The 12,465-nt window shown below is 74.4% G+C and carries 8 protein-coding genes and 1 pseudogene; 6 read left to right on the top strand and 3 right to left on the bottom strand.

What is annotated here, in order from left to right; genetic code table 11:
* The first annotated feature begins 23 nt into the window (after positions 1–23).
* Positions 24–1,196: an acyl-CoA dehydrogenase family protein gene (locus H7X46_RS16085; protein ID WP_186360177.1), complete on the top strand. Its 1,173-nt coding sequence runs from the start codon at positions 24–26 to the stop codon at positions 1,194–1,196.
* Positions 1,197–1,222: 26 nt separating this feature from the next.
* Here the strand turns inward: H7X46_RS16085 and H7X46_RS16080 are convergent, their stop codons facing one another.
* Entirely contained in the window at positions 1,223–2,287 is a 1,065-nt protein-coding gene (locus H7X46_RS16080; protein ID WP_186360176.1) for a S1 family peptidase, read from the bottom strand.
* Between the two features lie 375 nt (positions 2,288–2,662).
* Between H7X46_RS16080 and shbA the strand changes: the two are divergent.
* From shbA to H7X46_RS16055, 5 genes and pseudogenes are all read left to right on the top strand, one after another.
* Positions 2,663–3,334 (top strand): annotated as a pseudogene (shbA, locus tag H7X46_RS16075) (RNA polymerase sigma factor ShbA); the annotation flags it as partial.
* Between the two features lie 592 nt (positions 3,335–3,926).
* Positions 3,927–6,587, top strand: coding sequence for an alanine--tRNA ligase (gene alaS, locus H7X46_RS16070; RefSeq protein WP_186360175.1), 2,661 nt, complete (start codon positions 3,927–3,929; stop codon positions 6,585–6,587).
* Positions 6,584–7,015: a Holliday junction resolvase RuvX gene (ruvX, locus tag H7X46_RS16065; RefSeq protein ID WP_186360174.1), complete on the top strand. Its 432-nt coding sequence runs from the start codon at positions 6,584–6,586 to the stop codon at positions 7,013–7,015. Before alaS ends, ruvX begins: the two co-directional genes overlap by 4 nt.
* 140 nt (positions 7,016–7,155) lie before the next feature.
* A complete protein-coding gene (gene mltG, locus H7X46_RS16060) occupies positions 7,156–8,286 on the top strand; it encodes an endolytic transglycosylase MltG (RefSeq protein ID WP_186360173.1) in 1,131 nt (376 codons plus the stop codon).
* A gap of 89 nt (positions 8,287–8,375) precedes the next feature.
* The gene (locus H7X46_RS16055) at positions 8,376–9,428 is read left to right on the top strand and encodes a 2,3-butanediol dehydrogenase (protein WP_186360172.1); all 1,053 of its coding nucleotides are present in this window, start codon (positions 8,376–8,378) and stop codon (positions 9,426–9,428) included.
* A 3-nt stretch (positions 9,429–9,431) separates the two neighbouring features.
* Here H7X46_RS16055 and H7X46_RS16050 read toward each other — a convergent pair whose 3' ends face one another.
* Positions 9,432–10,310 (bottom strand): spermidine synthase, encoded by an 879-nt coding sequence (locus tag H7X46_RS16050; protein WP_186360171.1) that lies wholly within the window; start codon positions 10,308–10,310, stop codon positions 9,432–9,434.
* A 123-nt stretch (positions 10,311–10,433) separates the two neighbouring features.
* A complete protein-coding gene (locus tag H7X46_RS16045; RefSeq protein ID WP_186360170.1) occupies positions 10,434–12,335 on the bottom strand; it encodes an HNH endonuclease signature motif containing protein in 1,902 nt (633 codons plus the stop codon).
* Between the last annotated feature and the right edge of the window lie 130 nt (positions 12,336–12,465).

The following is a 12,465-nucleotide window of genomic DNA, read 5'->3' as shown; positions in this document are numbered from 1 at the left end:
CGATCCCCGAGACGAGGACGGTCATGACGTTCGATCTGACCCCGGAGCACGCCGAGCACCCGGAGCTGCACCCGGTGATCGAGGAGCTGCGCACCTACCTGGACGGCGAGCTCGCCGACCACGAACGCCGACACGGCCTGCGGCACGACTCGGTCTACGGGCGCGAGGTCCTGCAGCCGGTGTGGAAGCGGAGCCGCGAGCTGGGCTTCTACGGCATCCACCTGCCTCCCGAGCTGGGCGGCCGGGGCCTGACGGCCTCCCAGCTGGGCGTGCTGAAGGAGGAGGTGGCCGCCTCCGGGCGGGTGCTCGGGCACAGCGTGCTGGGGGACATGGGCGGCCCGCTCCGGGTCGGCCCGATCTTCCGGTTCGCCACGCCGTACCAGCTCGAGCGCTACCTGCGGCCCGTGGTCGAGGGCGACCGCGCCTGCTGCTTCTCGCTGACCGAGCCCGACGCGGGGTCGGACGTCCGCGCGATGCGCACGACGGCCACCCCGGACGGTGACGGCTGGCGGATCAGCGGGCACAAGGTCTTCAGCTCGGCCGGGCCCTTTGCCGACTTCGCCGTGCTGGTCGCCCGGATGGCCGGGGACGAGGAGGCGTTCTCCGCGTTCCTGGTCGACCTCGACTCCGCGGGGTGCACGGTGACGGCCGGCGAGGTCCCGCTGTCCGGGCAGCACATCGAGGCCGACATCGTGCTCGACGGCTGCTACGTGGGTCCCGAGCAGCTCCTGGGCCGGGTGGGTGACGGGCTGCGGATCGGGATCGGCCGGGTGACGGCGAACCGGCTGCTGCACTGCCCCACCGTGCTCGGCAGCACCCGGCGGCTGATCGCCCTGACCGTGGACTTCGTGAAGAACCGGAACGTGTTCGGCGGCCCGATGGCCGAGCTGCAGTCGATCCAGCACAAGATCGCGGACATGGCGACCGCGCACTACGCGGCGCGGTCCATGACCTACGACGCGCTGGCGGCCATGGACGCGGGCCGGCAGCCGACGACCGAGGCGTTCATGTGCAAGCTGTTCGTCGCCGAGAACGCCTTCCGGATCGCCGACGAGGCCATGCAGATCCACGGCAAGGCCGGCATGGTCCAGGGATCGGAGATCGAGTCGCTGTTCCGCAGGCTGCGGATGTTCCGGGTGCTGACCGGGTCCTCGGAGATCCAGAAGAACGGGATCGCGAAGAACCTCCTGGCGTGAGGGACCGCGGGAGCACCCGATGATCCTCAGCCCGTCGTGAGCGACACCCCGAGCGCGTCCGTGGCGGTGCGGATCGGGGTGAAGTAGCTCGTGCAGTTGTCGGCGCCGCCGGCCCCGGTGTGCAGGCCCTGCGCCTGCCCGTCCGAGGTGATGTACGGCGCGCCCGAGTCGCCCTCCCGGGCGCACGCGGCGACCGAGGTGAGACCGGACTGCTGCTGGCCCTCGAAGTTCACCGTGACGTCGGTGCGCTCGACCGGGCCGCAGGACTGGCCGCTGCTCGAGCCGTACAGGCAGACCGACGCGCCGACCGGCGCCGCCTTCGACCCGGTCACGCGGGTCCCGGCGACGGTGGGGGAGGCGCTGCCCGGCTCGACCGGGATCGCGCCGACGTCGATGCCCTCCTCGGCCGACCGCGGCTCCCCGGTGCCGAGGGACTCCTGCCCGGAGTCGTACCAGGTCGACGACCCACGGGTGCAGTGCCCGGCGGTGAGGATCCAGTCGCCCGCCGAGTCGGAGGCCGCGAACCCCGCGGTGCAGCGGCGGCTGCCGTCGCTGATCGTGTCGCCGCCGGCGACCGCGGCCTGGCGGTGCGGCGCGGCCGCGACCCGCTCGACCCGCACGGCGGACGGGTCGAGACCGGCGGTGAGCTCCCGGGCGAGGGTGTCGGCGCCGGGCCCGTCGACGACGTCGAGCACCACCTGCTGGGTGCGCGGGTCGACCCCGTAGGACGCCACCCCGGCCGGCATCGTCGGGGCGGTGCGGACGGTGAGCTGGTCCAGCACGGCGGCGGGGTCGCGGCGCGGCTCGTCCCGCACGACCGGGGTGGCGCCCAGGCCGCTCAGCACCGGGGCGCGGGCGGGGTCCCAGGTCCCGGCCATGAGCTTGCCGTCTTCGAACCAGACCCCGGCCAGCGAGTCGCCCGCGGCCTCGGTCACCGCGGGCACCAGCTCGGCCGCGGCCCCCTCGGAGAGCACCGGGAGGTCCAGCGGCGGGGCCGCGACCGACGGGACGGCGGTCGCGACGGCGCCGAGCCCGATCGCGGCGGTACCGGCGACGGCGAGGAGCAGACGTTTCGAGCGGCGCAGGGGCACGTGCGGGTCCTTCGGGGAGCGTGGGGAGCGGACACTCGGCTCAACGACACTGCTCCGTGCGGGTCACGCTCCGCGCCGGCACGCGACGCGGTGACGTCGACGACGACGCGCGGCAACCGCTCCGGTTGCGCCTTCGGGACGAACGTCACTACCGCGCGTCGCGACGTACCGCAAATTGAGCATGTTGATTGACCCCGATCGGGTGTCTGGCCAGGGTTGATCGCAGATCGGGATGCGGCCGAGCGGCGCTGCGGAGCGTCACCGTCCCGGTCGTCGGACACGGAGCGTGCTGCCGATCACCTCCTCGATGAGCCGAACCGGCGGCATCGCGGGGCGGGTGCGGCGGGGGCTGCAGCGAAGGAGCTCTGGGTAACGATGGACGACGGACCCGTGCCGGACGAACCGCTCGTCGCGGTCGTGATCGCCGACGACGCCCCCGCGGAGGAGGACGTCGCCGTGGTGGATGCGGAACGCCCGCCGGGCCCCACGACCGACCTGCTGCCGCCCGAGCTGCTGCAGGCCGCCGTCGCGGGTGACCCGGCCGCGGTCGCGCTGCTGCTGGCGAAGGTCCAGCCCCAGGTCGAGCGATTCTGCCGGGCCCGGCTCGGCCGCCGGGAGACCACCCTGGGATCGGCCGCCGACGTCGCCCAGGACGTCTGCACCGCCGTCCTCACCGTGCTGCCCGACTACCGGCTGTCCGGCATGTCGTTCCGGGCCTTCGTGTTCGGCATCGCCCGGCACAAGATCGCCGACGCGTTCCGGGCGATGGCCCGCAACCGCTGCGACGCGGTCCCGGACATCCCCGAGCGGATCAGCCGGGAGGACGACCCGGAGCAGGTCGTGCTGGACACCGAACGCAACGAGCGGCTCGGGGAGCTCATGAGCGTCCTCGGCCCCCGGCAGGTCGAGATCCTCACGCTGCGGATCGCGGTCGGTCTGTCCGCCGAGGAGACCGCGGACGTGCTCGGGTCCACGCCCGGTGCGGTCCGCGTCGCCCAGCACCGGGCGCTGCAGCGGCTGCGCCGCGAGCTGGAGGAGCGCGCCGTCCGGCGGGACGCCGCGGCGCGGGACCGCCGTCCCCACGCCGCGCCGCGGGACCGCCGCCCGCAGCCCGCCCCGCCCGCGCCGCGCCGGCACCACCCGGTGCCCGTCACCCCGCCGCCGATCCCGGACCCGCGGTCCCCGATCGTCGTCGCCGAGCCCGCCCTCCCCGTCGCCGTCTAGCCGCCTCCCGCACGCGGACGCCCCTTCGTGGGGAGGGGTCGCCACGAAGGAGCGTCCGCTCTCGTGACGGGAACGGCAGGCCCGCGGCACCGCCGCCCGCCGTGGCGGCCCGGGCGTGTCCCGGTGACCGGCGGAAACCCTCTCGCCCGCGGGGAGTAGCCTGGACGGCGATTCCCGCGTAGGGCCGGACGAGGGGAGGGATCCGCATGACCGGCGGCGTGCCCGTTGCGGTCGTGCCGTTCCCCGTGCCCCGCGAACCGTTCCGGGACCGAGCGCCCGGCGCGGGCGCCTGACCCGGCCCCGCGTTCGCGAGCCTCCCCGGCGCTCCCGCGCCGTCCCGCCGTACGGTGTTCCCGCGCGACGGCGTCGTCGTCGCCGCCCAGCCGTCGCCGTACCCGTCACGAGAGACCAACCGGTGCAGACCCACGAGATCGTCCGTCGTTTCACCGCCCACTTCGAGAAGAACGGGCACACGCCGGTGCCCAGCGCGTCGCTGATCCTCGACGACCCGCAGCTGCTGTTCGTCAACGCGGGCATGGTGCAGTTCAAGCCGTACTTCCTGGGTGACGTCCCCGCGCCGTACCCGCGCGCCACGTCGATCCAGAAGTGTGTCCGGACCCCGGACATCGACGAGGTCGGCAAGACCACCCGGCACACCACGTTCTTCCAGATGGCGGGCAACTTCTCGTTCGGCGACTACTTCAAGCGCGGCGCCATCGAGCTCGCCTGGTCGCTGATCACCAACAGCCAGGCCGACGGCGGCTACGGCTTCGACCCGGAGCGCATCTGGGTCACGGTCTACCAGGACGACGACGAGGCGATCGAGCTCTGGAAGGAGATCGCCGGTCTCCCCGAGCAGCGCATCCAGCGCCGCGGCGGCGAGGACAACTACTGGGACATGGGCGTGCCCGGACCGGGCGGGCCCTGCTCGGAGATCTACTTCGACCGGGGCCCGGAGTACGGCGCCGACGGCGGCCCGGAGGCCGACGAGGACCGCTACCTGGAGATCTGGAACCTCGTCTTCATGCAGGACGAGCGCGGCGAGCTGTCCCCGAAGAAGGGGCACCCGCCGGTCGGCACCCTGCCGCACAAGAACATCGACACCGGAATGGGTGTCGAGCGGGTCGCGTTCCTGCTCCAGGACGTCCACAACGTCTACGAGACCGACCTCGTCCGGCCGGTGATCGCCAAGGCCGAGGAGCTGTCCGGCAAGAAGTACGGCGACGACCCCGACGATGACGTGCGGTTCCGCGTCATCGCCGACCACGCCCGCTCCTCGGTGATGATCGTCGGCGACGGTGTCACCCCCGGCAACGAGGGCCGCGGCTACGTGCTGCGCCGGCTGCTGCGCCGCATCGTGCGCTCGGCCCGGCTGCTCGGCATCACCGGTCCGTGCCTGGGCGAGTTCGCCGCCGTCGTCCGGGACGCCATGTCGCCGACCTACCCGGAGCTGGCCTCCGACTTCGAGCGGATCTCCGCGGTGATCCGGGCCGAGGAGGACACCTTCCGGTCCACCCTCGCCGCCGGTGAGAAGATCTTCGAGGGAGCCGTGTCCGACGCCCGCCGGGCGGGCCGGACCGCCCTGCCGGGCGACCAGGCGTTCCAGCTGCACGACACCTACGGCTTCCCGATCGACCTCACCCTCGAGATGGCCGCCGAGGCCGGGCTCACCGTCGACCGGGAGCGCTTCACCGCGCTCATGGACGAGCAGCGGGCCCGCGCGAAGGCCGACGCCGCCGAGCGCAAGGTCGGCTTCGTGGACGCGTCGGTCTACCGGGCCGTGCTGGACACCCACGGGGCCACCGACTTCCTCGGCTACCAGACGCTGAACTCGGAGTCCCGCGTCGTGGGGCTGCTCCGCGGCGGGCAGACCGTGCCCGCCGCCGAGGACGGTGAGCAGGTCGAGGTGCTGCTCGACCGCACCCCGTTCTACGCCGAGGCCGGCGGCCAGCAGGCCGACACCGGTGTGCTGCGCGGGGCGAGCTTCGAGGTCCGGGTCGACGACGTCCAGTCCCCGGTGGCCGGCCTGCGGGTGCACCGCGGTGTCGTCACCGCCGGGACCGTGACGCTCGACGCCGAGGTCGTCGCCTCGGTCGACGGCGACCGCCGGGCCGCGGTCTCCCGGGCGCACACCGCCACCCACCTGGTGCACGCCGGCGTCCGCGGTGCGCTGGGCTCGGCCGCCGCCCAGGCCGGCTCGCTGAACGCCCCGGGCCGGCTCCGGTTCGACTTCACCTCGCCCACCGGGGCCGTGCCGCCCGCGGCGCTGACGGAGATCGAGGAGGAGGTCAACTCGGTCCTCCAGGAGAACCGGGAGATCCAGACCTACGAGACCTCGATGGACGAGGCCCGCAGGCTCGGCGCCATGATGCTGTTCGGCGAGAAGTACGGCGACCGCGTCCGCGTGGTCGACATGGGCGACTACTCCCGTGAGCTCTGCGGCGGCACGCACGTCCGCCGGACGGGTGAGCTCGGCCTGGTCCGGGTGCTGTCCGAGGCGTCCATCGGGTCCGGGGTCCGGCGCGTCGAGGCCCTCGTCGGGCTGGACGCCTACCGGCACGCCACCACCGAGCACCTGCTGGTCTCCCAGCTCGCCGACCAGCTCAAGGCCCGTCCCGAGGAGCTGCCCGACCGGATCCAGGGACTCGTCGAGCGGCTGCGCACCGCCGAGCGGGACCTGGAGAAGCACCGCGCCGACGCCGTCCTCGCCTCCGCCGGGACCCTCGCGCAGCAGGCCGAGGACCTCGACGGGACCGCGCTCGTGGCCGTCACCGCCCCGGACGGGGTGACCGGCAACGACCTGCGGACCCTGGCCGCCGACGTCCGCGGCCGGCTCGGTGACCGGCCCGGCGTGGTGGCGCTGTTCGCCGTCGCCGACGGGAAGGTGTCGTTCGTGGTGGCCACCACGAAGGCCGCCCGCGACGGCGGGCTGGCCGCCGGGAAGCTGATCCCGGAGTTCGCGCCGGCCGTCGGCGGGCGCGGTGGCGGCAAGCCGGACCTCGCCCAGGGCGGCGGGACCGACCCGTCCGGGATCGACGCGGCCGTGCAGAAGCTGCGTGCCGCGATCCGGCGGTGAGCTGGTCGCGGGGCCGGCGCCTCGGCATCGACGTCGGCGCCGTGCGGGTCGGGGTCGCGATGTGCGACCCCGACGGGATCCTCGCCACCCCGGTCGAGACCGTCCCGCGGGACGCCGAGGGCGGCGCGGACGTCCGCCGGATCGCCGAGCTGGTGGCCGAGTACGACGTCGTCGGCGTCGTGCTCGGGCTGCCGCGGAACCTCCGCGGGCAGGACGGCCCGGCCGCGCGGTCGGCCCGCGAGTTCGCCGACGCCCTCCGGGCCGGTCTCGACGTGCCGGTGGAGCTGACCGACGAGCGGATGACGACGGTCGTCGCCGCCCGGCAGCTGTCCGGGCGCGGCGTCCGGGGGCGCAAGCAGCGGGCGGTCGTCGACCAGGCGGCGGCCGTGCAGATCCTGCAGGGCTGGCTGGACACGGCGCGTGGCTGACCGTCGCCGGATCATGATCATGGCCCGCGGGCGGCTGCTCGGCCGGGTCACCGGCCCGTTACCCTCGGGCACGTGACCGGTCCCGGCGAGAACGACGTGCACCGACGCCCCCCGGCACGGGGCGGGGTGTGAGCGCGGCGGTGACCGCCCCACCCGTCCGCCACCGTCCTGCGCCCGTCGACTTCCGCCGGCGCCGGCTGACGCTGCTCGGCTCCGCCCTGCTGGTCGGGGCGCTGCTCGTCGGCGCCGCGGTCTTCCTGCTCGGCCCGTCGGACTACACCGGCGACGGCACCGGCTCGGTCGTCGTCCGGGTGCGGGTCGGCGACTCCACCAGCGCCATCGGGGAGTCCCTGGCCGCCCAGGACGTCGTCCGGTCGCGGGCAGCGTTCGTCGAGGCCGCCGAGGACGAACCGGGCATCCAGCGCATCCAGCCCGGCTACTACGAGCTGCGGTCCCGGATGTCCGGCAGCGCCGCCGCCGAGGCCCTGGTCGACCCGGAACGCCGGGTCGGGTTCCTGGACGTCAAGGGCGGGGTGCAGCTCGACGACACCCGCGCCCCGAACGGCGCGGTCAGCCCGGGCGTGCTCAGCCAGATCTCCGGGGCGACCTGCCTGGGCGAGGCCGACGGCGCGCCCCGCTGCACCGGCGTCGAGCAGCTGCGCAAGGCGATGGCCACGGCCGACCCGGCCGCACTCGGCGTGCCCGCATGGGCCCGCGCCGGCTACCGCGCCGCCGCCCCGGAACGGCGGCTCGAAGGCCTGGTGGCCCCCGGCCCGTACGACATCGACCCGCGCGGCACCCCGGAGGACGTGCTGCGCCAGGTCCTCGCGGTCTCCGCGGGGCGGCTCGCCGACGCCGGCCTGGACGGCCCGGACGCGTACCGCACGCTGGTGCTTGCCTCGGTCGTCGAGAAAGAAGCGCTCGCACCGGACATGCCCCGGGTCGCGCGGGTGATCGAGAACCGGCTCGCGGTGAACCAGCGCCTGGAGATGGACTCCACGGTGAACTACCCGCTGGACGTCCAGGCGCTCCGGACCACGGCGGAGGCGCGCCGGGCTCCGGGGCCGTACAACACCTACCTCAACACCGGGCTGCCGCCGACGCCGGTCGCCTCGGTGTCGACGGCGGCGCTCGCCGCCGCGCAGGAGCCGCCGCCCGGACCGTGGCTGTTCTTCGTCCGTTGCACCCCCGAGGGCGGGTCCTGTTTCGCCGCCACGTTCGAGGAGCACCGCGGCAACGTCGCGCGCGCCCAGGCGGTGGGGGCTTTCTGAGGCATGCAACCCCGGTCCAACCCGTGACCGGCGCCACACGCGGTTGGTAGACCGGTCGGCGCACCAGTCGTCGGCGGGAAGGAACAACCATGCGTGCGGTCGTCTACCGGGGACGCGAGAACCTCGACATCACCGACGTGCCGGAGGCCCCGGTCGGCAGCGGCGAGGTACGGCTGCGGGTCGGCTTCAACGGGATCTGCGGCACCGACCTGCACGAGTACTTCGCCGGCCCGATCTTCATCCCGCACGGGCAGAAGCACCCGCTCACCGGCCGGGAGCTCCCGCTGACCCTGGGGCACGAGTTCTCCGGCACCGTCGTCGAGGTCGGCCAGGGCGTCGACGGGGTCGTCGAGGGCGACCGGGTCGCCGTCATGCCGCTCTACTACTGCGGGACCTGCCCGGCCTGCACGGACGGCCGCTACAACGTGTGCGCGCAGATCGGCTTCCACGGCCTGATGGCCGACGGCGGCATGGCCGAGACGACGATCGTGCCCCAGCACATGCTGCACAAGCTGCCCGACGGGGTGTCCCTGGAGATGGGCGCGCTCGTCGAGCCCATGTCGGTGGCCTACCACGCGGCCAAGCTCGGCGACGTGAACCCCGACTCGACGGCGCTCGTGTTCGGCGCCGGGCCGATCGGGATCGGCCTGTGGTTCGCGTTGCTCGGGCTGGGGCTGCAGGACGTCCACGTCGTCGAGCCGTCGGCGACCCGCCGGAGCTCGATCGAGCGGCTCGGTGCCCGCACCCTGGACCCGGCCGAGGTGGACGTGCCGTCCGTCGTCGCGGACCTCACGCACGGCCGGGGCGCCGACGCGGCCTACGACGCGGCCGGGGTGCGGGCCGCGGTGGAGACGGCGACGGCGTCGGTCGGGAACGGGCGGCCCACGGTCAGCGTGGCGATCTACGAGACCCCGATCGAGACCCCGCTGATCAACCTCGTGATGAACGAGTCCCGGATCCAGGGCTCGCTCTGCTACACCGCCGAGGACTACCGGGCGGTGATCGACCTGATGGGGCGGGGGCACTACGACACGACCGGGTGGGTGGAGAAGATCGCGATGCCGGACGTCGTGGCCGAGGGCTTCGAGGCGCTGAAGGCCGGGCAGAAGATGAAGGTGCTGGTCGACCCGTCGATCTCCTGATCGCTACTGGCCCCAGAGCCCGGATGGCGGGCGCGGCGACGGTGCCGCGGTCGCATCGGTGACGACGGCGGCGCCCCGGCCGAGCGCCCGGGTTCCGCCGTCGTCGAGCACCCGGGCCGGGAACGGGTCCGCCGCGGCCCGCCGCACGAGCCCCGGCAGCGGGAGGTCGCGCTCCGGGCACGACCCGATCAGCACGAGGTTGCCGAACCGGCGCCCGTGCAGCACGTCCGGCGCCGCCATCAGCGCCAGCTCGGTGAACACCGTGCCCGCCGTCGCGACCTGGCCGGGCAGGAACGGCCACGGGGAGCCGTCGCCGAGGTTCGCGACGTACACACCGGCCGGTGCGAGCACCCGGCGGACCCCGTGCAGGAACTCGGCCGTCGTGACCTGGGCGGGGGTGCGGGCACCGGCGAAGACGTCCAGCACGACGAGGTCGAACGCGTCCGCCGGGAACCGGTCCAGGCTCGACCGGGCCTCGGCGGTGACGACCCGCAGCCCGTCGGCCTCGCCCGGGCCGGGCAGCCGGTGTGCGACGAACTCGGCCAGCGCCGCGTCCAGCTCGACCACGGTCTGCGGCGAGCCGGGCCGGGTCGCGGCGACGTAGCGGGCCAGGGTCCACGCGCCGCCGCCGAGGTGCAGCACCCGCAGCGGCGCCGACGGCGGCCCGGCCAGGTCGACGAGGTGCGCGACCCGGCGGAGGTACTCGAACTCCAGGTGCTCGGGATCGGCGAGGTCGACGTGCGACTGCGCGGTCCCATCGAGCAGCAGCGTCCACGACTGCGGGCGGTCCGGGTCCTGCACCAGCTCGGCGACGCCGTGGTCGACCTCGGCCCGGAACATCGCCGAGGCCGTGCGCGCGCCCTGCGGCAGACCGGGTCCCATCCGTCCATCCTGCCCGGGACGGAGACCGTGCGGCGGGGCGGACCGGCGGACGCAGGTAGAGGAGTCGGCCCGGGCCCGTGGCGGCACACCCGGCCGACCCACCGCCGAGCCGGCCGGTTCGGGTCAGAACGGTGTGGGGTCGTCATGAGGACCACCTGCGGCGGTGTCGTCGGGTGGTGTGTCGTCCTGGGGTGGGGCGCGGTGGCGTCGGTGCAGGTCGAGGTCGTGCTGTCCGGTGTCGGCGTCCGGAGGTTCGCCGCCGGGGTCGTTGTCGGGCGGTAGCGGTGGCATCGGCGGTGGCAGGATCGGTTCGGGGGCGACCGGGTAGGTCTTGCCGAGGGGGCTGGTCCAGATGAACCGGCCGGGTTCGGGCTGGTCGAGGTCCCAGCCGGCTTCGGTCTTGAGCGTGTGGTCGTGGCGGCACAGCGGTCCGAGATCGTCGCGGGTGGTGGGGCCGCCGTGGGTGTGGTCGGTGGTGTGGTCCTGGTCGCAGCGTCGGGCCGGGGTCCGGCAGGTCGGGAAGGTACAGGTGCGGTCGCGGACCTGGGTGTGGCGGCGCAGCGCGGCGCGGGGGAAGCGGGCGGTGGGGTGGGCGTCGAGGTCGGCGCCGGGTGCGGCCTGCTGCCGGTGGTGCTGGTAGCGGGCGGTGATGTCGGCGATCACCCGGGCCCATCGGGGGTGGGCCGCGTCGGCGGCCAGTTCGGTGAGCAGGGTTTCCGGGATGTGGATCTCGACGATGCCCCCGGCCGGGCCGTCGTCCTTGTGGTCGTGTTCGTCGGTGCGGTCGCGGTCGCGGCGGCGGATACCGGTGGTGGGTCGTCGGCGGGTGAGGCCTTCGGCGAGCAGGTGCCCGTCGGTGTCGACGATGACCCAGCGCCATTGGGCGCGGTGTTGGCGGGCCACGATCCTGCGGGCGGCATCGGCGGGGATCGGTCCCCAGCCGGGGATCTCGCCGGGGCGTTGGTCGAGGCCGAGCAGGGTGCTCAGCGGGACCCGGACCTCGACGCCGACCCCGCGGCGTCGGCGGCGGTTCGGTCGGGCGGGGTCGGGATCGCCGGAGTCGGGGCCGCCGGAGCCGGGGCTGCTGGAGTCGGTGCCGTCGGACTCGGCCGCACCGGGCTGAGCGGACGCGGATCCGGGTGCGGTGGGTGTGGGGCTGCTGCCGGTTGCCCCGTCCGGGGAAGCGGGGGTGTCGGGGGTGTCGGGGTGGCCGGCGAAGCGTTCCAGCAGTGCGTGCAGGATCTCGGCGCGGCTGAGGCCGTGCAGGGAGCCGTCGAGCAGGCCCAGGACCAGGTCGGCGCGGACCTGGTCGAGGGTGCCGGGGTGGCCGTCGTGGCGGGCGGCGCGGGCCAGGGTGTCGAGTCGTTCCCAGGCTGCGGCGGCTTCGTCGGCGGGTAGTCCGGTGGCGGTCAGCACGGCGGTGCCGTCTTCGGCCAGGTAGGCCACGACCTGGCGTTCGCGGATCGCGCGGCGGTAGCGCTGCTCGAAGTAGGCCGGGTCGGCCTCCAGGATCAGGCGTTTGATCCGCTCGGCGATCTGGCCGGTGGTCAGCCGTGGTGCGTGTGGCAGGACCTCGGTGCAGACCCGTTCCCGCAGCGTGGTGGGGAGGCCGGCCAGGTGGGTGGCGAACACCGTGGCCTTGCCCCGGTCGATCCGGCCCTGGTCCAGGGCGGTCCAGACCTGGGGTAGGTCGTGGACCAGTGCGACGGCCAGGTCGGTTTCGGCCTCGGCGGCCCGCCGGGTCCAGGCCAGCGCGGCCCGGACCTCGTCGGCGGCGTACGGTTCGGGGGTCTCGCCGCGGTGGATTTGCCCGGGGCCGGCGAACGGGCGCCGGTAGACCACCTCGGCCAGCGCGGCCAGCATCCGGGCCTGCTCGTGGGCCAGCTGCCGGGACTGGGCGAGCAGGACGTCGACGATGTCGTCGTTGGGTACCCGGGCCAGGTCCAGCCCGGCGAGCGCAGCGGCCAGCCCGGGGCCGACGGGCAATCCCGCCAGACCCTCCGGAACCACCTGCTCAACGGGCATATCTAGAACATACAATCGACCACCGACACTTTCGCGGCGCCGGCGCCGGGAGCCGAGCCGTACCCGGGTCCAGGTGACCTCTCGCAAACGGGACCAGGCCCGCTCGCAACGGGACCAGGCCCGCTCGCGC

The organism is Pseudonocardia sp. C8 (assembly GCF_014267175.1).
In the GTDB taxonomy this organism is placed as follows: domain Bacteria; phylum Actinomycetota; class Actinomycetes; order Mycobacteriales; family Pseudonocardiaceae; genus Pseudonocardia.
The sequence above is the reverse complement of the archived record's forward strand: the minus strand, read 5'-3'. Positions and strand labels throughout refer to the sequence as shown.

Bases quoted from the DNA above. Each gene is read 5' to 3' on its own strand.
- H7X46_RS16085 (WP_186360177.1), top strand. From the start codon at position 24: ATGACGTTCGATCTGACCCCGGAGCACGCCGAGCACCCGGAGCTGCAC.
- H7X46_RS16055 (WP_186360172.1), top strand. From the start codon at position 8,376: ATGCGTGCGGTCGTCTACCGGGGACGCGAGAACCTCGACATCACCGAC.
- H7X46_RS16050 (WP_186360171.1), bottom strand. From the start codon at position 10,310: ATGGGACCCGGTCTGCCGCAGGGCGCGCGCACGGCCTCGGCGATGTTC.
- H7X46_RS16045 (WP_186360170.1), bottom strand. From the start codon at position 12,335: ATGCCCGTTGAGCAGGTGGTTCCGGAGGGTCTGGCGGGATTGCCCGTC.